Genomic DNA, 20,912 nt, shown 5'->3' on the forward strand with positions numbered 1-20,912 from the left:
CCCGCTCCTGCTGTCGCTCGCGGAGGACGGCGTCCCCCTCGACCAGCCGCGGCTCGTCGTCGACGGCGACCTCGCCGGCGGGCGCTACGTCAGCGGCGTCATCGCCCTCGACGTCACCGGCGCCTGCCGCCGCTAGCCGGACCACCCGGCCACCGGCGGCGGGTGCAACCCCCACCCGCCGCCGGCTCGAGACAGCTCACCCGATCGGGGACCGGCATCCTCGCCGACAGGGCAGCGGACGCCGAGGCCGCTCGGCCGGCCGATGGCCGCTCGGCCGGCCGATGGCCGCTCGCCCGGCCCTGCCGCACAACCGCGTCAGCCGGGCGTCACCTGCGACATCTCGCCGATCCGCCGGAACACGAGGGCGGAGGTGACGAGGAGGATGAGCCCCCCGATGAGGTAGGTGTGCTGGATCCCGATGGCGTGGGCGAGCCACCCGGCCCCGACCGCGCCCACCGGGACGGCGATGAAGGCAGCCATCCGGTAGACGCTCGTCACCCGGCCGAGCAAGGTCCGCGGGACGACGCGTTGCCGGTAGCTGATGGTCACGATGTTCCACATCAACGAGGCGAAGCCGCCCACCATGAGGGCGATGCCCACGACGACGAGGTTGCGGGTCAGTCCCAGGGAGAGGACGACGACGCCGAAGACGATGACGGCGGCATTCGCCACGGTCGCCGGACCCGTCCAGCGCACGAGGCGTGGCGTGACGAGCGAGCCGCCGAGTCCGCCGACGGCGAAGGCCGAGATGAGCCAGCCGTAGGCCTCCTCCGGGAGCTTGAGCACCTCGAGGACATAGAGCACGAGGATGCCCATGATCCCGCCCACGACGAGGTTGACGACGCCGACCGTCACGGCGAGGACGCCGAGGACCCGGTGCCCGCGGAGGAATGCGATGCCCTCGGCCAGCGCGCCCCGCACGCCTGGCGCGGTCGGGGCCGTCGCTCCGGTCGAGCTGACCGAGGGGACGAGGACTCCCGCGGGACGGGTCCTGCGGACGGCGGCTCCCCACGCCACGAGGAGCGCGGACACGGCGAAGCTCACCGCGTTGAGGACGAACGGTGCCCCTGTCGCGGCGACGAAGAGAGCCGCGCCCACCGGTGGGCCGACGAGGTTGGACAGGACGACGATCGAGGTCTGGGTGTAGGAGTTCGCCCGCTCGATCTGGGCGTCGGGGACGAGCTCGGGCAGCACCGACGACGAGGCGTTCGCAAAGAAGGGGGCGGCCAGCCCGAGGATGAGGCTGAGGACGAGGATGAGGCTGATCCTCACATGCGCCGTGATGACGAAGGCGGCGAAGACGGCGAACAGCACGGCACGGACGACGTCCACGCGCCACATGAGGCCCAGCCGGTCGACCCGGTCGACGACGACGCCCGAGACGAGGCCGAGCAGCAGCCAGCCCACGTAGAGGCACGCGTCGACGGCAGCGATGAGCCGCGGATCGCGGGTGAGCGAGGCGGCGAGGAGCGGCAGCGCCCCGGCGACGAGCCCGTCACCGGCATACGACGCCGCACCGGCCCCCCATACGAGCCAGAACGGGCGCCCCAGCGCCGCCCCACCCTTCACCCGGTGAACCCTACGCGCTGGCCGCGCTCGTGGCGCGGCGGGAGCGGCGGGTGTCGGCGGTTGGTTCGCCGTGCGCCGCCCTTCTCCCCTTGTCCGCTCCCGCTCAGGTCCCGGCCCCCCTTCGCACGTGCCGAGAAGATGTCGTCCCTCGGCTCCCGGGACAGCAACAACTCGGCACGTGCGCGACCCGTTCCCGCACGTGCCGAGAAGATGTCGTCGCTTCGCGATCGGGACGACAACAACTCGGCACGTGCGAGGGCTGGGTGCCGCCTGGGCGCCGCGTCCGGGCGGCACCCAGGCGACGTCGACGGTGCCGTCAGTGGTGCCGTCAGTCGGTTCGGTGACGGCCATCGCGGGTAGACAGGAACCCATGACACCCCGTGAGGCGCCCGCACTCCCCGATCGCACACCCTCGTCGACGGGATCGCCGCCTCCGATCCGCTGGGTGACCGCCGTCGAGCGCTCCTCCGCGTCCGACCTGGTCGCCACGGCCCTGCGACCGCTGTCCGCGGTCACGTCGGCCGAGCCGCTTCGGTCGCTCCTCCTCGGCACGACCACCGGTCACGCGCTCCACCCGGCCCTGACCGACCTGCCGATCGGCTTCTGGACCTCGGCGTTCGTCCTCGACGCATGGGGCGGTCCGGGGTCGCGCCGCGCGGCCCAGCTCCTCGTCGGCTGCGGAGTGCTGTCGGCCGGCCCGACGGCGCTCACCGGACTCGCGGAGTGGGGGGAGACGTCACGCCCGGAGAGCCGGGTCGGCGCGGTGCACGCGGCGCTCAACGTCGCGGCTCTCGCCGGGTATGCCGCCTCCTGGCACCTGCGCCGAACGGGCCGGCACCGCAGCGGCGTGGCGGTCTCCCTCGGGCCAGCGCTCCTCGCCTCCGTCGCGGGGTACCTCGGCGGCCACCTCGCGACGGCCCGCAAGGTGGGCAGCAGGGCGGACACGTACCTCGTGGACGGCGTTGGCCCCGTGCTCGAGCGTCCCGGCCCCGTGTAGAAAGCAGGTCGCGACGCCGTTCCCGTGACGGGTCGCCTTCGCCGACGACAACCTCCGGATTCGCCGGCTGCTTGTCGACACCTGAGCCGGCAACGGGCTCCGCGCTCCGCGGCCCCTGCGATGATCACGACCTCTGGTGGACGGCCCATGCGCTGCGCTCCTTTCGCTCCGTACGGCGACCGACCTCGTTGCGCGGCGCGGCCGGTGGATCCACCGAGGGTGCGGCCCGTCGGTCCTGCCGTCAGCGGAACCGCCGTTCGGCGGGCATACCGGCTCGGATCCGCCGCGAACGGCGGTTCCCAACGACCTCACCCGGCGAGCATCGTGAAGGCATCACATCACCGCCCCAAGGAGGCCGAGATGCCGACCGCCACCGCAGCCCGCCCACCGTTCGACCCCGAGCTGGACGCCGTCTTCGCGCTCGTCCGCGACCTGCTCCCCCCGCTGACATCGGACACGATCCCCGAGTTCCGGGCCCTGCCCGCCAACCCTGTCGAGCTGACCCCGGATGCACTCCGCGACGCCGGCGTGACGCGCCGGGACGTCACCGTCCCCGGGTACCAGGGAGCCGACATGCTCGTGACGGTGCTCGCCCGCGCCGACCACACGGGGACGGGACCGGGCATCTACCACGTTCACGGCGGCGGCATGATCACCGGCGACCGGTTGCTCGGGCCGCTCGTCATGCTTCCCTGGGTCGCCCAGCACGACGCGGTCCTCGTCACCGCCGAGTACCGTCTCGCGCCCGAGTCTCCCGACCCCTACCCCGTGGAGGACTGCTACGCCGGCCTGGTCTGGACGGCCGATCATGCCGAGGAGCTGGGCATCGACCCCGACCGGATCATGATCGCCGGCGCGAGCGCGGGCGGTGGCCTCGCCGCCGGGACGGCGCTCCTGGCCCGGGACCGCCGAGGCCCGAAGCTCATGGGCCAGATGCTGATCTGTCCGATGCTCGACGACCGCGACGCGAGCGTCTCGACCCTCCAGTGCGACGTCGGCACGTGGACCCGCGACCACAACCGGGTCGGCTGGGACGCCCTCCTGGGCGAGCATCGCGGAACTCCGGACGTGTCGATCTACGCCGCGCCCGCACGTGCCACCGACCTCTCGGGACTGCCGCCGGCCTACATCGACTGCGGCTCGGCCGAGGTGTTCCGCGACGAGGACGTCGCCTACGCCACGGCCCTCTGGCGCGACGGGGTGCAGGCCGAGCTCCACGTCTGGGCCGGCGGGTTCCACGGCTTCGACATGCTCGCCTCGCACACAGCGGTCGGCCAGGCGTCCATCGCGGCGCGGGACAGCTGGGCCGCGCGCATGCTCGGCTCCTGACGTCGCTCGTGGCGATACCCTCGTCACGACACCGGCTGGAGCGAACATGCAGGAACTCGTCGGACGGCTCACCGCCCTCGACCCGGAGGCGAGCGAGACGCTGAAGGTCGTCGCGTACTTCGATGCGCTCGTCGCCTCCGGCGTGGGCCTCGACGGGCTCCTGCGCGCCGCGGCAGTGCTCTCCGGCGTGGCCGCCGGCGCCGAGCGGCGGGGCACGCGTGTCGACAGCACGGGGCGTCGCCTCGACGCGATCGGAGACGTCGAGCGGCACCCCGAGCGAGTCGGCACCGGCACGGCGGTGTGGCTCGAGCGGACCGGGTCGCTCCATGCCAACGACGAGATGGTCGTCGAGCGGCTCGCTCTGGCGGTCGAGCTCCTCGAGACGCATCGCGGTCCGGTCAGCAGCCTCGACGTGGTCGTCGATGCCGGGCGATCGGCCGACGAGCGCAGGGAGGCCCTGACGCGGCTCGGCATCGACGTCGCCGCCCGCATCAGGCTCGTCGCGACCGGCGTCGGCGACGCGGCCCCCGGCACACCGACGACCGTTGTGCCGACGCGAAACGGGATGCTCCGGGCGACGGTCGACTCCTCCGGGAGAGTCTCACCCGCAGACCGGACCGGCCTCGGTGTCTGGGTGCGGGCCGACCATGCCCCGGACTCGTGGCAGTCGGCCGTCATCGCCTATCGCCTCACCGACGCGACCGACCGGATCGTCGATGCGACCGACCTCGGCGCCATGCTGATCCTCGCGCACTCGTACGACCCCGAGGCTCCACACGACGACGTCACCACGCTCGCCGGTCTCGACGCCCTCCAGTCGACGGTTCTCCGTGCCCTCGTCGAGGCCGACAGCATCCGGTCGGCCGCGGCACGGCTCGGTATGCATCACTCCAGCGTCCAGGCCCGCCACGACGCCCTGACCCGCGACCTCGGCTACGACCCTCGCACGCCGATCGGCCGTATGCGCTACGTCGCCGCCGCGCTCCTCCTGCGCCTCTCGGACGATTCGACAGCGCGGGATCGACCGCCACGCCGCCACGGACAGTGACGCCCGGATGGCCCGACGACTCTCAGCCACCCCGGTCCGGCTGCCAACGGGACGATGGAGCGCGAAGGCGCAAGCGCGGTCAACCCTCCAGCGTCGCCTGCCGAACGAGCTCGACGGTCCGTTCTCGATCGCGCGGCAGGGCGGAGTGTCTTGGCGTCCATCTGCTCGACCACCGGACCGATCGTCGCCCACTCGCCCCTCTCAAGTTCTCTACCGCTCACGGGCAGCGTTGCCTATCGTCGATGGGTGCTGCCAGCGCAGCCGTCACGCGGTGTTCCCACCACTACCGAATGCCCAGGCGGAAGCTGCGTACCCGCCGCCACGGACCGAGACCGGTGGACAGGGCCGGCCCTTCCCACAGCTGGATGTCGGTGATGAGCTGCTCGATCGGAAGCGCCGCCCGCACCGCCGCCTCGGCGGCCTCCATCACCTCCGGTCCGACGCCCTGGCCCACCGTCACATGGGGGTGGACCTGCGGGTGCGTGCCGCCGTAGATCGGGTATGCGGGGAAGGCGTCCGTGACGGCGTCGATCAGGTCGAGCACCGGCACTCCATCAGTGGGTTCCAGGAACAGGGACGTGTCGTCGAACCGCCCGGTCGCCGCGAAGATCAGCCGGATCGGCGCCTGGGCCGAGAAGATCCGGCGAAGCGCAGCCAGGTCCTCCTCGGTCAGCATCGCGGTGGGCTTGAACGGGTAGGCGACGGTCAGGTGCGCGGGCACGCCCACCCGCGCGGCCCGGTCGTGGCGGCTGCGGTATGCAGCCACCGCGGGCTCCGCGGCTGGCACAGCGGCCAACAGGGCGGCCTCCGGCGGCAGCGTGGACGACACTCCGCGAGCCCACCACATCGACGACGCGGCCGCCACCGCGCACCGAGCGACCTGGAACCGCGGCCGACCTCCCGCGTCGAATGCGCCGGCATACGCACCATGCACCCGCATACGGACATCGGGGCCGGACGTCACCAGGCGACCGTGTCGCCCCGGTGGTCGACGCAGTGGCTGGAACCTCGATCCACCTGCGCTGTCGGATGCCGACGTGACTGTCGGCCATCGGTTTCGGCGCCCGCGAGCATACGCTGGGCGCACGGACCGAGGCGAGGAGTGACGGGACATGTCGGGGGTCGAGGACGGCGTACCTGTGGTGCGTCTGAGGAGGGTCGAGGACGAGGACCTCGAGGTGTTCTTCGCCCATCAGGCGGATCCGCTGGCCGTCGCGATGGCCGGGTTCCCGGCTCGCGACAAGGATCAGTTCGCGGCGCACTGGGCGAGGTTACGCAGCGACGACACGTTGATGACGCGCACGATCGTGGCGGATGGCATGGTGGCGGGCAACATCGGCAGCTGGCCGGACGATGGGCGGCAACTGGTCGGCTACTGGGTCGGGCGCGAGTGGTGGGGACAGGGCGTCGCGACGCAGGCGCTGGCGTTGTTGACCGAGGAGTTGACGATCCGGCCGCTGTGCGCTCATGTCGCGGTGCACAACGTCGGCTCGATCCGCGTCCTGGAGAAGTGTGGGTTCCGGCGCGATCGCGTGCAGGAAGGAACGGCGACCACGCCCGGCGACGGCGTCGAGGAGTTCATCTTCGTGCTGGACGGCTGAAGGCCTGTGACGAAGGTGGCCGACGTGGTCTGAGCGTCCCGTCGCGGACGATCCGACCGCTTCTGGGGAAGCGGGCCAGAGTCCCAGCGTGGGTCAGTTTCCCCACAAGCGTCCGTCGAGGCGCCCGGGACCACCCTCGCGCACCACGTATCCAGCACGCGTCCCGACGACGAAGGCCCCTGACCTGGCGTCTCCGCTGGTCAGGGGCCTTGCCGTGCTGGTGGGCGATACTGGGTTTGAACCAGTTCCCCCTGCCATCGGGTGATACTGCGATGACCTGCACAAACTCTGGCCTGACCTGCGAATACGCGACACAGTATCGCGGAACCGAGCGGAACGCAACGGAAACGATATGGTGTTTCCAGTAGCACGCTCGTAGCACGCGACGAAGGGGCCAACCGGATGGCAGGAACGAAGGGCCGCCGAGGGTTCGGCCGCACCCGCAAGCTCCCGAGCGGCCGATGGCAAGCGTTCTATGGCGACCCCGACGGCCGGACCGAGGTCAGCCGCGGCGGCAAGGCAACACCCGTCCGGCATACCGCCGGGCACACCTTCGACACTCGCGAGGACGCCGAGGCATGGCTCACCGACGAGCGTCGCCTGATCTCCGAGGGCAGATGGACTCCCCCGACCACCCGGAAGGCCCAGCGGCGCGCGAAGAGACTCACCTTCGGCGAGTACGCGGAGGCGTGGCTCGCAGGGCGCAAGATCAAGGGCAGGCCGCTCGCCGACCGCACCCGAGACCACTACCGAGACCTGCTCGACCACCACATCCTCCCCACCTTCAAGGACGTCGCCCTCGCCGACATCACACCCGAGATGGTGGATCGCTGGTACGAGCTGTGTGCCATCGGACGGCCCACGACGCAGGCACACGCCTACGGGCTGCTGCGCACCGTCCTGGCCACAGCAGTCGACCGGAGGATCATCACCACGGCCAACCCGGCCAAGGTTCGCGGTGGCGGCTCGACGAAGCGCGCCAAGAACACCCGGCCAGCCACGCTCGAGGAGCTGGGCGTCATCGTGGCTGCCATGCCCGAACGCCGGCGCCTCATGATCACGCTCGCGGCGTGGTGCGCGCTCCGCTTCGGCGAGCTGGCCGAGCTGCGACGTGAGGACGTGAGCACCAAGACCGGCATCATTCACATCCGTCGTGGCGTCGTGCGCGTCCGGCAGGAGGACGAAGACGGCACTCGCCACATGGTGCGCAAGGTGAAGACGCCGAAGTCCGAGGCCGGAGTCCGCGACGTGCCGATCCCACCGCATCTCCTTGGCGATGTCCGCGATCACCTGCTCACCCACACGGCCCCAGGCCGCGAGGGGCTGCTGTTCCCCGGGCAGGGTGGCGGTCACCTGTCGACGAGCGCGTTCTACGGGCGCGTAAGCACCCTCGACGCCGACGGCAAAGTCGTCCGCCGAGGGCATGGCTGGTACGAAGCTCGACGTCTCGCGGGCCGAGAAGACCTGCGCTTCCACGATCTCCGGCACACCGGCCTGACGAACGCTGCCGTCGTCGGTGCGACCCTCGCCGAGCTGATGAGACTCGCCGGGCATTCCACTGCTTCGGCCGCCATGCGCTACCAGCACGCCGCCCAGGACCGGATGAAGGATCTCGCGGCGAGACTGTCCCAGATGGCCGAGGAGGCGAAGTGACGGAGCACCGATTTGTTGTGCGAACGCATGGCGACGGCGACTCAACCAAGGTGGGCGATCACTCCGATGTCTATGAGCTGGAGCGGCCCATCACGCTCCCTCCCCCTCGGGAGATGCCTCAGAGCTCGATGCCATCCGATTTCCACTCGATCGCGGCAACCGAAGGGCCTGTCGTGAAGGACGCACTCGCCAAGCGCGAGTTGCGGACCAGTCAGTCCGCCTGGTGTGACTGTGTGCGGGGCCGAGTCCTGGCTCAGGTCGTGACTCGCACCTTCGGAACGAAGTGGGTGATCGTTGAGCCGGAGCGAGTGTCCCGCCGATTCGCTCAAGACTTCCGTGAGACCGGCCCGACCGCATGGCCCTTGCATACGGAGCCAAACGGCATGCCGCACACCGAGATCGCGTCCTGTCGGGGTTGCCGTGCGCGATGGGTGATCTTTCTCTTCGAGGATCGCATCGAGCAGCGCAAGGTCAAGACGGCCACGCTCAACGGGCGTGTCGCTCCCTAATGAACCGACCGGAAACGTAGGGTAAGTACCACAGCTTTAGAACACCGCCTGGCGCCACACGCCGGACCTACCCTCAGCACTGGGCCGCTGCAGGAACGATCCCCGAAGGGATGTTCCGCCGTGGCCCTTTCCACGTCCAACCGCGCGGCGCCAAGCTCCTACCTCTCACTCGGCGAGGTAGCGGCAGAGCTTGGCATCACAGACCGAACCGTTCGCAACTACGTCGCCCGCGGCGTGCTCCCGGCCCACCGGATCAAGGGCTCACGCCTGATCCGGGTCCGTCGCAGCGACGTCGACGCGCTCTTGCAGCCTGTCCCCGTTACGGACGGAGGCGACGCCGCGTGAACGCGCCACCCGGACAGCGAAGAAGCCCGGCAGGCGAAGACCGGGCTCCCTCAGGGTCGTTTGGCGGCGACGGAGACAGCATACCGGTGATCGTCGCCGGGCAGGTGCTGACGCGACGCGAGTGGTTGGTCTTCCTTGACGGCTACGGGTCGGGATTCGGTCACGGCATCGACCGTGGCCGACAGCTCGCGGACGATGAGGCCGCCGAGATCCACCGACGCGCCGGTGTCATCGTGGACCGGCTCGCCAGGCTCGACACCCACGACGTCCATCGCCTCAAGGTTCGCCTCCGCGCGGTCGAGGCGGCGAACACGGAGCTGGCTCGTCGCGTCTCAAGGTCGTCGCCGGGCGACGACGAGCACCTTGAGATGGTCGTCTCGGCGAGACGACCACCTACCGGCCACGAACTCCGTCGTGTCGCGACGGAGTTCGTGGCCGGTAGTGGGGAGCGGGCGTCGTGAGCGCGCAGCTGTACGTCTACGAGATGCCGGGCCGGACGGTCCTGCTCCGGTCGTCGGTGTGGACCGAGACGCGGGACTGGCTGAAGGCGCGACGTGTCCCGGCGCAGTGGTCACCGGGCGACCGTGGCTGGCATCTTCGCCGGGACCGCCTCGGCGAGGTCCTGCTCATGGCCGAGGCCGAGGGCATTCGCGTCCAGCCGAAGGGGCTGCTGCGGTGAGCTTCTACGGCCAGGACTACACCGACAACGACGCGGACCTGTACGACGAGACCGGACGTCGCGTGTCCGGGTCGGGGGAGCAGCACTCCGGGCAGGTCCGGATGGCCTACCGGCTCGCGCGCGCCTACGTCGACCGGTTGCTGTTCGTTCACGGCATCGGCTGGCACTGGTGGGACGGGAAGCGGTGGGCCGAGGACGACCAGGGTCATGCCCGTCGGGCCGTGCTGGACATCCTCCAGCGGGCCCTGGCGGAGTCGGTGGGGGACAAGCAGATGCGGGCCGACGTGGCCCGCTGTGAGTCCGAGGCCGGCGTCTGCGGGGTGCTGGGGATCGCGTCGGCGCTGGTGGAGTTCGCTGTCACCGTGCGGGATCTGGACGTCGACCCGTGGCTCCTCAACGCGGCCAACGGCACCCTCGACCTGCGAACCCGGCAGGTCCGTCCACACGACCCCCGCGACCGGCTCTCCCGCGTCGCCACCGGCGCCTACGACCCCGACGCCAGCGACACGGCCTGGGCGTCGTTCCTGGGCGACGTGCTGCCCGACGAGGCCGAACGGGCGTACCTGCAGCGGGTCATCGGGCAGGCCGTCCACGGCACCGTTCGCGAGCACGTCTTCCCGGTCCTCATCGGCGAGGGAGCCAACGGCAAGAGCACCGCCTACGGGGCGATCTGCCACGCGCTGGGGGACTACGCGACCATCATCAACCCCGACCTGCTGATGGTGCGGGAGCGGGGCGGCATCGGCGGACCGGAGCTGATGACACTCCTCGGGGCCCGGCTCGTGATCGGCTCGGAGACTGAGGACGGCCGCAAGCTGGACGAGGCCACGATGAAGCGGCTCACCGGCGGCGACGAGCTGACCGCCCGCCGGCTCTACCGCGAGCCGATCACCTGGAAGCCCAGCCACCAGCTCGTCTACGTCACCAACGCGCTACCGCAGGTGAAGGGCAACGACGCGGCCGTGTGGCGCCGTATCCGGGTCGTCCCCTTCGACGTCGTCGTACCCCCCGAGAAGCGCGATCCCGGCCTGCCCGACCGGCTGGCCCTGCACGCCGACGCCATCCTCACCTGGGCCGTCGCCGGCTACTTCGACTACAAGGACCACGGCGGCATGCGGGAGCCGGAATCAGTGCTGACCGCCACGGGCGACTACCAGGCCGGCAGCGACCCCATCGGACGGTTCATCACCGAGGCCTGTGAGACCGGACCGTACCTGCACGAAGCAGCCCGCGCGCTGTACGCCGCGTGGCAACAGTGGGCCTCGTCCGAGGGCGCCGAGCAGATCACCGAGAAGGCCTTCAACATGGACCTCGACCGACGCGGATACGAGTCGCGGCGGACCAAGACATCCCGCCGTCGGCAGGGTCTACGGCTCCGCATCGAGGACACCGAAACGGGTGGGGGTGACAGGTGGTGACGGGCCTATGCAACTTCTCTACGCGTAGGGACATAGGGAAAAGATGCATAGGCCCGTCACCACCTGTCACCCGAGCCGCTGACCAGCAGAAACGCGAGACAGGGTCGACACGGTGACCGCCTACGAAGCCCTCGGGATGGCGATCGCCCAGGCTGCTCGAGACGGGCGCATCCCACCCTGCGCGTACGACCCGGACATGTGGGTCGGCAGCGACCACGAGGACAAGCAGCACGCCGCGCAGATCTGCCTCAGCGGACGGTGTCCGGTCGTGCAGGCCTGCCGTGTCGCGGCAGAAGTCCGCATCCTGGGTTCCGGCGATAGAGACGCGGTCGGCGTATCCCTCGCAGGAACGCGGGTCCGTGTCCGTCATCGCAACAGGCCCGGCCAAGAGACGTGGGTCTGCGACAACCATGGGACCGCCGCACATCCGCACTGTCCCGAAACCGCCGGTCTGGCTGCCCTGATCGGGGTCGCTTCGTGACAGCGGGCGGGACGTCCCCGGTGGGCAACCCCTCCCACCGACTCGCCGAGCGAGACCTGCTCGTCCTGGAAGTCACCCCCGAGGCCGCCGGGCACATCGCCGTCGCCCTGCTGCTTCACGCGAAGGAGGCACGCAAGGCTGCGCTCGACCTCCCCGTCGGGCTCGACGATCTCACCACCGCATTCGTAAATCGGGCCAGGCGAGGTCAGGACGGGTCACCGCTTCAGGATCTCTGGAAGGTTCGTCAGGCTGCAGTCGTGACCCCACGACTCCTCACGTACGCCGACACCGCGAAGGCCCTTGGCGTCGGGGAGTCGACCGTCAAGCGCCTCGTCCGCCGAGGCGACATCACGGCCGTCCACGTCCTCGGCGCCGCGCGTATACCCGTCGCCGAAGTGGACGCCTACATCACCCGACTCCTCGAAGAGGACTCCCACACGGACAAGGACAACGAAGCATGCTGAGCACCGGCCGTCTCCTCCGGATACTCGACCGAGACCCTACCCAGATGACCAAGGCCATGGCCGGCTCCATGGCTCGCGTCGACGCGAGCACCGCCCTCCACGGGTCGGGTCCGTCGAAGGCTCAGGCGAAGTTCCTGACGGAGATGATGCAGCGAATCGACGACCTGAAGGAACTTCCCACATACCGCCACCCCGAGCAGGACGCCAAGGCACTGAAGACCCGCGACGGTATGGGTGACGGCTACCAGTTGAGCCAGGCGGACCTCGCCTGGCTGGAGCGGCTACCCAGGGACCCCGCCGCCATCACCTACGACGACGCAGTGGCACTGGCATCGATGGCCCGCAGTATCTCCAAGATGCACAGCCCCTCCGACGCGCGCCTCGTCAACGCGATCTGGAACCCCGTCAAGGAGATCCACGACGCCGCCCGAGCGCGCGTCGAACTCACGCACGCCGACGCGTACGCCAGCTTCACGGTGCCTGCCTCCGCAGTGGCCGCCTTCGCCGACGCCATCGAGGGCGACAACCCCGGAATGCACCCCGCCGAGGCTCTCGCCCAATCCGAGGAACTCATCCGCAAGACCCTCGCAGCGAGGAACCGCGAGCGCGAGCGCAAGGTCGAGAAGGCGCAGCAAGTCCTCGACGGACTGCAGAGCGACGCAGCGCGTCGCGTCGCTCTCGACCATCCGAACACGTCACCGGAAGCGCGTCCCGGTCGAGACGCGACCTCCTCGGATGCGCCCGTCATCACCGACTGGGCCGCACTCCGGAAAGGGCTCGCCATGTTAGACGAGCTCACCAAGTGAAAGCAGGTCGACGCATGACCGCCGTGAGGGTGGGGGGTGCCACCGAAGCCCGGACGGGACCGGACCGCTGGGGAGGTGCCTCGCTGTCGCGGTTGTGCCAAACGCTCAGATTGGGCCACGAGGCCTTCAGGGAGACATGAGATGACCGAGAACAGGGTGCCCAGGCCGCCCGCCGGCCTGGGCACGCGTGGGCGCCGGTTCTGGCGTTCCACGCTCTCCTCGTTCGAGCTGTCGGACGCCGAGATCCTCGTCTTGGAGGAGGCGTGCCGGACCCTGGACGACCTGGACCGTCTCGAGGAGATGGTCGCGCAGCACGGTCCGTCCGTGAAGGGCTCTCAGGGTCAGGTCGTCGTGAACCCGGCTCTGACGGAAGCCCGCGGTCAGCGGGCGATCCTGCACCGGCTCATCGCGGCTCTGCAACTCCCCGACCTGGACGACAGGCCCATGCCGTCCTCGACGTCGATGCGCTCGCAGAAGGCCGCACAGGTGCGCTGGCGAGGTCACACGAAGGACGCCGGCTGATGGCCCGGGCAAGGTCGACCCGGGTCGAGACGGTCCATCCAGACGATCTGGCAGCCTTCAACGGTGACCGCTCGGATGCCGAGCAGCTACGGCGGTGGGTCGAGGCCCGAGCGGAATGGTCGACGCGCACCGGCGACCCTCTCCCCCGCATCGGGGCTCTGACACGGGCCGCGATGCGCTCCCACGGGATCGAGGTCCGCTGATGGCCCGGCGACGACAGACGGCAACTCCCGTGGACTCTGACCCGTTGGTCTCCGAGCAGGTCAATGCGCTGCGGAACATCCCGATCGGAGATCCCCTCTGGCGCGATGTGGACGCGCTCAGGGCTGTCTTCGGGGAACTCGTCGACGGGCGCGTCGAGCGGCGCGTGCGGATGGGTCGCCACGCCTACAACGCCATACGTGAACCGTGGGCCATGGCCAACGGGTTCGAGAGCAAGAAGGACCCGGGCCGCGCCGACTGGCACGCGCTCCGGGCATTCCTTGAAGGAGGGATCGCTCGTGGCTGATCGGTCGATAGTCGTCCGGATCCGGGCCGAAGTGTCCGGGTTCAAGGCCGCTCTCGACGATGTCTCGGCGTCGACCAGGAAGGCGTCCAAAGACACCCAGAAGGCGTTCGCGGGAACGGACACCATCCTCGGGAAGGTCGGCGTCGCAGCCAAGACCAACGGCGATCACATCGACCGTCTTGGTAGGACGGCGGCCATCGCCGGGGGTGCGATCGCCCTCGGCATCGGACTCGGGGTCAAGTCCTTCGCATCGTTCGACAAGGCGATGTCCGGAGTCCGGGCCGCGCTACCCGACGCGGGCAACAAGATGGACGATCTGCGCAAGCTCGCCATCAAGTTGGGCGCGGACACCCAGTATTCGGCCGCTGAGGCAGCCGACGGCATCACGGCGCTGGCGAAGGCCGGCGTGTCCGCGTCCGACATCCTCAACGGTGGGCTGAAGGGCGCCCTCGACCTCGCCGCGTCGGGACAGATGCAGGTCGCCGACGCCGCCGAGGTAGCAGCGTCGGCGATGACCCAGTTCGGGCTGTCAGGCACGCAGGTTCCGCACATCGCGGACCTGCTGGCCGCTGCCGCCGGCAAGGCTCAGGGCGACGTGTCCGACATGGCGCAGGCTCTCAACCAGACGGGCCTCATCGCCCACCAGACGGGCCTGTCGATCGAGGAGACCACGGGCGGTCTTGCGGCGTTCGCGTCCGCCGGGCTCATCGGGTCCGACGCGGGAACATCCTTCAAGACCATGCTGCAGCGGCTCACGCCGACGTCGCAGCAGGCCAAGAAGGAGATGGAAGAGCTCGGCGTCTCGGCGTATGACAGCCAGGGCAACTTCATCGGGCTCGCGAACTTCGCCGGCAACCTGCGCGATGCCATGAAGGATCTGACGCCGGAGGCTCGTGCATCGGCGATGGCCATCATCTTCGGGTCCGACTCAGTGCGGGCCGCGAACGTCTTGTACAACCAGGGCGCGGCCGGAATCCAGAAGTGGATCAACAACGTCAACGAGGCCGGATATGCCTCCAAGCAGGCCGCAACCCTGACGGACAATCTCTCCGGCGACGTGGAGCGCTTCGGCGGCGCTCTCGACTCGGTGTTCGTCCAGAACGGGTCCGCGGCGAACGGTGCCCTGCGGAAGCTGGTCCAGTCGGCAACCGGCGCCGTGGACGCATTCTCAGCGCTCCCTGGGCCCGTGCAGGCGTCCGTTGCCGGCGTGGCCGGGCTCAGCGCGGTCGGCCTCCTCGCCGCCGCAGGCCTCGCGCGGCTCGTCACGTCCGGCACGGCGCTCGTGGAGTCACTGCGGACGATCCGCTCCTACGGGTCCGGAGCGTCGAAGTCTCTCGACGTGGCATCCGCAGCCGCGAAGCGTCTCGGAGTCGCGTTCGCAGTAACCGTCGCCGCGGCGCAGTTCACCAACCTCGGCGCCAACCGAGCGTTCGGCATTGACTCGCTCACCAAGTCGATGCTTGACGCGCAGGACGCCGCGTCGGGGCTCAGCGGGTTCCTCAAGGAGAACTCGAAGGGAAACTGGTGGAACGCCAGCCAGGTCAAGTCCTATGCCGATGCGCTGGACCTCGCCTTCAACGCCCGGACGACCGAGAAGATCGACAACGTCATGGGCTCTCTGGTGAAGGCCTTTGGTGGGTCGAACGACTCGGCCATTGCCGAGGCGAAGCAGCGCCTCGAGGAGGTCGACCAGGCGCTCGCCGGGCTGGCCTCCAGCGGGCACGCGCAAGAGGCCGCGAAGGTCTACGGTGACCTCACCGAGGCGGCCCAGAAGCAGGGCGTGTCGGCGAAGGCGCTCGCGACAGTCTTCCCGCAGTACTCGGATGCTCTCGCCGGCGTCGCGAATCAGTCCCAGCTCGCGGGTGAAGGCGCCAAGGCCGGCTCGGTGGGCATCGACCAGATCGGCACATCCGCCGACACGGCGGCGTCCAAGGTGAAGGATCTCGCCGACGCGCTGGTCGGGCTGGGTTCAGGGTTCCGCGACGAGCGGTCCGCGGCGCGGGACTACCGCGACGCCATCCGCGACATCAACACCGCCATCAAGAACGCTGGCGGGAAGAGACTCGGCAGCGACCAGCAGGCCGAGCTCCTCGACAAGCTCGCGCAGAACACCCTCAGCTGGGCCGCCGCGGCGTACAAGGCCGGCGCGGGCACGGAGAAGACCGCCGGCATCGTTGCCAAGGGCCGAGCGAGCTTCATCGCCCTTGCGGAAAAGCTCGGGTTGTCCGCGACCGCAGCCAAGCAGCTCGCCGACAACGAAGAGCTCATCCCCAAAGACGTGAAGACCCTGTTCGCCACGAACCTCGACGAGGCCGGCGCGAAGGTGAAGGGCTACAAGGGAAGCATCGGCAAGGTCCCCACGTCGAAGGCGACGCAGTTCACCGTCCCGGGTGCCGCAGAGTCCGACGGTCGCGTGAAGGGCTTGACGACGTCGATCCGGAAGGTGCCCACCTCGCATGACACGAAGGTGGACGCACCGGGCGCGGTGCTGACCAAGAGCGCCGTCGACCGGGTGCGGGACTCTATCCTCCGGGTGCCCACGTCGCACAACACGCAGATCACCGTAGACACGGGACGCTCCTCGGCTCAGATCGCGGCCCTCGTCGCGCAGATCCACGGCATGCCCACGTCCCGCACCATCATGGTGCAGACCAAGATGTCGACGATCCTCGACAAGGCCGGCGGCGGGGCGGTCTATGGTCCCGGGTCCGGCACGTCCGATGACGTCCCGGCGAGGCTGTCGAATGGGGAGCACGTCTTCACTGCGGCCGAGGTGCAGGCTGCGGGCGGTCAGGCGGCGATATATCGCCTCCGCGCTGGCATCCGGGCGGGGATGTACCGCTTCGCGGGCGGTGGTGCCGTCGGGTATGCCACGGGCGGGGCGGTGGTGCCGAACTTCACCACGGTCGACTACCGCGCCATCGCCGCCGTCCTGGCATCCGCGACCAACCCCATCCGGGACCTCGCGGTCGCCACGGCTGCAGTCTCCAAGGCGCAGAAGGCATACGCAGACACCGTCAAGAAGAGCGGAAGGTCCAGCGAGAGGGCCAAGAGCGCACTCGACAAGCTCACCGCAGCGCAGACCAGCCTCAAGGACGTCCAGAAGCAGCTCGCGGAATCGGCGAAGTCTGCGGCGCAGAGCATCAGCCAGGCCTTCACCACCGGATGGTCCTCCGCCTCACAGTGGGCGCGGATCATGTCGGCCGGCGCCGGAGAGATCGCGACTTTCAACGGGCAGATCGAGAGGCTCCGCAAGGCCGGACTGAATGAGACGCTCGTCCAGCAGATCATCGGACTGGGCGCCGACTCCGGCTCGAAGGTCGCCGCGCAGCTCCTCGGCACCGGCGGGTCGTCCCTCATCAAGCAGCTCAACTCGTCCAACGCGGCCCTGACGAAGGCCGCGGACGCGCTCGGCCTGATCGCCGCGAAGGGCGTCGGCAGGTACTCCTACGGAGGGTTCGTCTCCGGTCCGGGAACGGCGACGTCGGACTCGATCCCGGCGTACCTGTCCGACGGGGAGTACGTCATGCGGGCCGCCGCTGTGGCCCGATACGGACTGCATCGCCTCGACGCCATGAACGCGCTTCGCCTCGCTGACGGCGGTCCGGTCGGCCGGGCGATGTGGTCACCTCACCCGCAGACGGTCGCACCTCACATCGACCGGTCACAGACCTATCAGGTGTACGGCCCGTCAGCGGAACAGGTGATCCGGCTGGCGCAGGCGAAGCAGCGGATGGCGGACGCCATCCCGGATTGGTCGGGAATGGGGGTCTGAGGTGCCCATCCTGGCGACCCGGCAGCAGATCCTCACCCCAAGGGGTGGGGGGTAACCCCGAGACCCCCAAGGCCGCGGACCGCCGGGGAGGGGTCTGAGGGGTGCGGAGGGTTCAGAGGTTTCCCGCTCACCAAGCAGTCCCACAAACCATTGACGGGAGAAAAGCCACGTGACGTTGAACCAAGGAGTGCAGGTCGCACTCCAACCCGACCCACCGGACATCTGGTGGGTCGACGAGGTCATGCTGGAACAGCGCCTCGGCGGTCACGGTCCTTGGACCGCAAGCGCTGTCAAACTCTTCCCCACAGCGCCCGGATTCCACGTCTCGATCCTGGCCGAGTACGTCCGGCGGAAGGGTCGATGGATCGTCGAGGACAAGCCCAGGATCATCCTGATCGGCGACCTGTTCGGTCCGGGTCGGACTGCCCACGCCATCTGCCCGAATAGCGCGGCCGACGCTGTCGCCATCGCTGTCGCCATGGCTGAGGCCGCCTCCACGCTCGCTGAGATCGAGGCCATGGAAGTCGGTGAACCGATCTCGCTGCATCAACCGAGAGGCTAGTCTCCGTGGATCGGAGGAGGGGGTATCGCATGATTCGTCGGATCTGCCTGGGCGGTGGAGCGCTGTTGTTGCTGGCAGGTTGTGCTGGGACGAGCACGCCTGCGGCGACGGTGACCGTGACGCAGACCGTCACTGCGACGGTCACAACCACCGCGTCGTCGAGCACAACCCCCGACAAGGACTCCGAGCTCAAGCTCGGTCAGACGCTCCATGGTGACGGGGTCGACGTGACCGTCACGCAATTCAAGGCCAAGGTACCCATGCCGCAAGACCAGCGGACGAGCGGCCAACTCTCGGCCGCCATGGTGAAGTCCTGCCTCCACGTCGATGTAGCCTCGAGCAGCTTCTCGTGGACGCATTGGAACGTGGCTGCATCCGACTCGTCGCAGTACCCGTCTTCTGGCACAACTTGGGGCACGTGGCCAGGCCCGATGTACCCAGTGGAGAAGAAGCTTAAGCCCGGCGACTGCGTGAAGGGCTGGATCTACTTCGACACCGAGCCCGGGGTCAAGATCGCGCGCATCGAATACTCCACGGACACCAACCAGGCGAGCTGGCAGACAGGCTGAGCGAGTGGAGCGGGACCAAAGATTGTGCCGGGCGAAGACCCGTCCAGGCTGCCAGCGTCGACCACCGACTCTCATAGGCGCGCTCGACGCCGGCCGGGACAGAGGGGGCCTGCGGAGTCTCCTCGCCCTCCGGTGACGTCACCCGTCACAGTGTTGACGGCGGGCCGAGGTGTCTCACGTGAGACACCTGCAAGCACGTCACGCGCGACGGTGTCCTTGCTCGCACCGACGACCGGGGTACGCGCTCAGTGCGTACCCTGAGGCACATGTCATGGCTGTCAGCGCTGGACTGGGGCGATGTGCCGACATGGATTGGGGGCGTGGGGACGACTGGTGCCGTCGCCTGGGCCGTCGTAACGTTCCGCAGCCAGGCAAACATGCGGTCACTTGACGAGGTCGCTGGCGTGTCCGCGTGGCTCGAGGCGCAACAATCCGACTACGAGAGTCGCGACGTGCATCTTGTGGTCCTGAATGCTACCTCGCGGGCGATCTACGACGTCTGGGTAGAGCATTCTGGTGAAGAGAGCCAGCCCGTAGTGTGGGAGGTCATACCACCAGGCCAGAGTCGTCGCCTGCCAGCGGCTGAGCATCTGGTCAGCCCTCTAGACGAGGCGTCGGGGCAAGTTGATCTGTCCTTCACCGACACCAAGGGGCAGCGCTGGGAACGCTCAGGCCCCAATCAGACGCTGGCGCGAGTTGACGCGCGTAGGCGCGGGCAACGCCAACGGTGGAACGCGTGAGGGAGCCCACACGGCCGCCCACGCATACGACTGAGCGCAACGTCGCCACGCGGGCGAGTCGTTGATCGTCGCAGTCTTGCACGTCGCGCTCATCGTCGGTGCCGTCTCGGAACCACAGCCGCAGGTAAGGAGTATCGAGGGTCGGTCATGCTGCGAGGCTAGCCAGGATCGACAGCACGCCAGGCACGTGCCATGCGGCAGTGTCGTCGCGTTGAAGCACGGCGCGTGAGACGAAGACTACGGCGTCCGGCATCCTCGGCAGGTTCTGCCGGCCGGCCTGGTGGCACAGGAGCACAATCACCAGCGGTGAATCGGTCCGTGTCATCGCTCAGGTGTCGCGCGCACGGTCGGTGGCTGCCTATAGGTTGCCACCATGAGCGACGATGCCCGAGTCCAGGGGAGGGAAGACGTCCTGACGCTGAGGTTCGTCGGCGAGGACGGCCAGGGTCGGGCAATCGACGAGTTGCGGGCGGCCCACGTGGCGGAGGTGCTTCAGGGGCTGGTCGGCCTCAGTAGCGACTTCGCGAAAGCAGGGGCATTTGGCGGTGGTGCCCCTCCGGAGGTCTTGGTTCGTCCCGCCCGGGAAGGTTCGTTCGTACTCGAGGTCGTCAACTACTTCGCCCAGAACCCGGAAACGGTCTCCGCTGTGGGAGTGCCCAGCATCGGCTCCGTCCTGTGGTGGTCAACGAAGTCGCTGCGTGCCGATGTCAGCGACGTGGACTACCTAGACAACGGGAAAGTGAAGGTGAAGTGGCAGAACGACACGGTCGACGAGGTTCCGCAACCCGTGTGGGAAGAGCTCAACAAGCGCAAGCGACGGCGGAGGAGGCACCTCCGACAGATCATGGCACCACTCAGCGACCCTCAGGTGACTGTTCTCGACGTCTCAGACGTGGATGATGAGCCGGGTCAGGCGACGTCAGGCGATGCTCCTGAGACGTTCACCATCGAACGGGAGGACTATCACAGGGCACGGCCTGAAGACGAGGTCGAAGAGACCCATACGATCTTCGAGACCGAGGCTCAGATGGGTGCTGTGGACTTCGATTCCGGGGAGAAGTGGCGAGTCAAGACTCCGACCGGTTCGCGGGTCGCTACGGTGGAGGATGCGGACTTCCTGCTGCGGGTCGACCGCGGGCTGGCCCTTCACAAGACAGACATATTCAACCTGACCATACGTGAGGACAAGGTCACGAAGAACGGGCAAACGCGTCGGACGTGGACCGTCCTTCGGGTCGACGGGCACCGGAGAGGGAGCGCAGATGACGACGACACGTAGTCACCACAGCCCTCGGCCAGGTGAGCGACGACTGGATGTCGCTAGCTTGGCCCTTCTG

Annotated in this window: 20 protein-coding genes; 18 read left to right on the top strand and 2 right to left on the bottom strand. The window is 68.9% G+C overall.

Features of this window, described 5'->3' with window-relative positions; genetic code table 11:
* Positions 1–315 precede the first annotated feature (315 nt).
* Positions 316–1,569, bottom strand: coding sequence for an MFS transporter (locus BN12_RS04490; protein WP_048550415.1), 1,254 nt, complete (start codon positions 1,567–1,569; stop codon positions 316–318).
* A gap of 370 nt (positions 1,570–1,939) precedes the next feature.
* Here BN12_RS04490 and BN12_RS04495 point away from each other — a divergent pair, with 370 nt between their 5' ends.
* From BN12_RS04495 to BN12_RS04505, 3 genes are all read left to right on the top strand, one after another.
* A complete protein-coding gene (locus BN12_RS04495; RefSeq protein WP_048550417.1) occupies positions 1,940–2,566 on the top strand; it encodes a DUF2231 domain-containing protein in 627 nt (208 codons plus the stop codon).
* A 360-nt stretch (positions 2,567–2,926) separates the two neighbouring features.
* A complete protein-coding gene (locus BN12_RS04500) occupies positions 2,927–3,895 on the top strand; it encodes an alpha/beta hydrolase (RefSeq protein WP_048550419.1) in 969 nt (322 codons plus the stop codon).
* Positions 3,896–3,941: 46 nt separating this feature from the next.
* The gene (locus tag BN12_RS04505; RefSeq protein WP_048550421.1) at positions 3,942–4,943 is read left to right on the top strand and encodes a hypothetical protein; all 1,002 of its coding nucleotides are present in this window, start codon (positions 3,942–3,944) and stop codon (positions 4,941–4,943) included.
* A 283-nt stretch (positions 4,944–5,226) separates the two neighbouring features.
* Here BN12_RS04505 and BN12_RS26555 read toward each other — a convergent pair whose 3' ends face one another.
* Positions 5,227–6,057 carry a 2'-5' RNA ligase family protein gene (locus BN12_RS26555; protein ID WP_083454415.1) on the bottom strand — a complete coding sequence of 277 codons (831 nt, stop codon included), beginning with the start codon at positions 6,055–6,057 and terminating at the stop codon, positions 5,227–5,229.
* Here BN12_RS26555 and BN12_RS04515 point away from each other — a divergent pair.
* The 15 genes from BN12_RS04515 (at position 6,056) to BN12_RS04595 (ending at position 20,854) form a co-directional block, all read left to right on the top strand.
* On the top strand, positions 6,056–6,544 hold the full coding sequence (locus BN12_RS04515; protein WP_048550425.1) for a GNAT family N-acetyltransferase: 489 nt from the start codon (positions 6,056–6,058) through the stop codon (positions 6,542–6,544). The genes BN12_RS26555 and BN12_RS04515 overlap by 2 nt on opposite strands.
* Before the next feature lie 402 nt (positions 6,545–6,946).
* On the top strand, positions 6,947–8,197 hold the full coding sequence (locus tag BN12_RS04520; RefSeq protein WP_048550427.1) for a tyrosine-type recombinase/integrase: 1,251 nt from the start codon (positions 6,947–6,949) through the stop codon (positions 8,195–8,197).
* 629 nt (positions 8,198–8,826) lie between these two features.
* A complete protein-coding gene (locus BN12_RS04530) occupies positions 8,827–9,051 on the top strand; it encodes a helix-turn-helix domain-containing protein (RefSeq protein ID WP_048550431.1) in 225 nt (74 codons plus the stop codon).
* On the top strand, positions 9,048–9,512 hold the full coding sequence (locus tag BN12_RS04535; RefSeq protein ID WP_157635343.1) for a hypothetical protein: 465 nt from the start codon (positions 9,048–9,050) through the stop codon (positions 9,510–9,512). Before BN12_RS04530 ends, BN12_RS04535 begins: the two co-directional genes overlap by 4 nt.
* Positions 9,509–9,730 (top strand): hypothetical protein, encoded by a 222-nt coding sequence (locus BN12_RS04540; protein ID WP_048550436.1) that lies wholly within the window; start codon positions 9,509–9,511, stop codon positions 9,728–9,730. The genes BN12_RS04535 and BN12_RS04540 overlap by 4 nt, the downstream gene beginning before the upstream one ends.
* Positions 9,727–11,148 (top strand): DNA primase family protein, encoded by a 1,422-nt coding sequence (locus BN12_RS04545; RefSeq protein WP_053079951.1) that lies wholly within the window; start codon positions 9,727–9,729, stop codon positions 11,146–11,148. Before BN12_RS04540 ends, BN12_RS04545 begins: the two co-directional genes overlap by 4 nt.
* A 112-nt stretch (positions 11,149–11,260) precedes the next feature.
* Positions 11,261–11,629 carry a hypothetical protein gene (locus tag BN12_RS24310; RefSeq protein ID WP_157635344.1) on the top strand — a complete coding sequence of 123 codons (369 nt, stop codon included), beginning with the start codon at positions 11,261–11,263 and terminating at the stop codon, positions 11,627–11,629.
* Positions 11,626–12,093 carry a helix-turn-helix domain-containing protein gene (locus BN12_RS04550; RefSeq protein ID WP_162233033.1) on the top strand — a complete coding sequence of 156 codons (468 nt, stop codon included), beginning with the start codon at positions 11,626–11,628 and terminating at the stop codon, positions 12,091–12,093. The genes BN12_RS24310 and BN12_RS04550 overlap by 4 nt, the downstream gene beginning before the upstream one ends.
* Positions 12,087–12,899 (top strand): hypothetical protein, encoded by an 813-nt coding sequence (locus BN12_RS04555; RefSeq protein ID WP_048550440.1) that lies wholly within the window; start codon positions 12,087–12,089, stop codon positions 12,897–12,899. Before BN12_RS04550 ends, BN12_RS04555 begins: the two co-directional genes overlap by 7 nt.
* A 141-nt stretch (positions 12,900–13,040) precedes the next feature.
* Complete coding sequence (locus BN12_RS04560) at positions 13,041–13,421, top strand: hypothetical protein (protein WP_048550441.1); 381 nt, start codon at positions 13,041–13,043, stop codon at positions 13,419–13,421.
* 247 nt (positions 13,422–13,668) lie between these two features.
* Positions 13,669–13,929: a hypothetical protein gene (locus BN12_RS24980; protein WP_235432301.1), complete on the top strand. Its 261-nt coding sequence runs from the start codon at positions 13,669–13,671 to the stop codon at positions 13,927–13,929.
* Positions 13,922–17,704 (top strand): phage tail tape measure protein, encoded by a 3,783-nt coding sequence (locus tag BN12_RS04575; RefSeq protein ID WP_162233034.1) that lies wholly within the window; start codon positions 13,922–13,924, stop codon positions 17,702–17,704. The genes BN12_RS24980 and BN12_RS04575 overlap by 8 nt, the downstream gene beginning before the upstream one ends.
* Before the next feature lie 169 nt (positions 17,705–17,873).
* On the top strand, positions 17,874–18,266 hold the full coding sequence (locus BN12_RS04580; RefSeq protein WP_157635345.1) for a hypothetical protein: 393 nt from the start codon (positions 17,874–17,876) through the stop codon (positions 18,264–18,266).
* Positions 18,267–18,295: 29 nt separating this feature from the next.
* A complete protein-coding gene (locus tag BN12_RS04585) occupies positions 18,296–18,835 on the top strand; it encodes a hypothetical protein (RefSeq protein WP_157635346.1) in 540 nt (179 codons plus the stop codon).
* A gap of 1,113 nt (positions 18,836–19,948) precedes the next feature.
* A complete protein-coding gene (locus BN12_RS04595) occupies positions 19,949–20,854 on the top strand; it encodes a hypothetical protein (RefSeq protein WP_048550456.1) in 906 nt (301 codons plus the stop codon).
* The last annotated feature ends 58 nt before the right edge of the window (positions 20,855–20,912 follow it).

The sequence above is a fragment of the Nostocoides japonicum T1-X7 genome (assembly GCF_001046855.1).
In the GTDB taxonomy this organism is placed as follows: domain Bacteria; phylum Actinomycetota; class Actinomycetes; order Actinomycetales; family Dermatophilaceae; genus Nostocoides; species Nostocoides japonicum.

What these genes read in the sequence shown, in the direction of transcription:
- BN12_RS04495 (WP_048550417.1), top strand. Translation starts at nt 1,940, where the DNA reads ATGACACCCCGTGAGGCGCCCGCACTCCCCGATCGCACACCCTCGTCG.
- BN12_RS04500 (WP_048550419.1), top strand. Translation starts at nt 2,927, where the DNA reads ATGCCGACCGCCACCGCAGCCCGCCCACCGTTCGACCCCGAGCTGGAC.
- BN12_RS04505 (WP_048550421.1), top strand. Translation starts at nt 3,942, where the DNA reads ATGCAGGAACTCGTCGGACGGCTCACCGCCCTCGACCCGGAGGCGAGC.
- BN12_RS04515 (WP_048550425.1), top strand. Translation starts at nt 6,056, where the DNA reads ATGTCGGGGGTCGAGGACGGCGTACCTGTGGTGCGTCTGAGGAGGGTC.
- BN12_RS26555 (WP_083454415.1), bottom strand. Translation starts at nt 6,057, where the DNA reads ATGTCCCGTCACTCCTCGCCTCGGTCCGTGCGCCCAGCGTATGCTCGC.
- BN12_RS04520 (WP_048550427.1), top strand. Translation starts at nt 6,947, where the DNA reads ATGGCAGGAACGAAGGGCCGCCGAGGGTTCGGCCGCACCCGCAAGCTC.
- BN12_RS04555 (WP_048550440.1), top strand. Translation starts at nt 12,087, where the DNA reads ATGCTGAGCACCGGCCGTCTCCTCCGGATACTCGACCGAGACCCTACC.
- BN12_RS04560 (WP_048550441.1), top strand. Translation starts at nt 13,041, where the DNA reads ATGACCGAGAACAGGGTGCCCAGGCCGCCCGCCGGCCTGGGCACGCGT.
- BN12_RS04585 (WP_157635346.1), top strand. Translation starts at nt 18,296, where the DNA reads ATGATTCGTCGGATCTGCCTGGGCGGTGGAGCGCTGTTGTTGCTGGCA.
- BN12_RS04595 (WP_048550456.1), top strand. Translation starts at nt 19,949, where the DNA reads ATGAGCGACGATGCCCGAGTCCAGGGGAGGGAAGACGTCCTGACGCTG.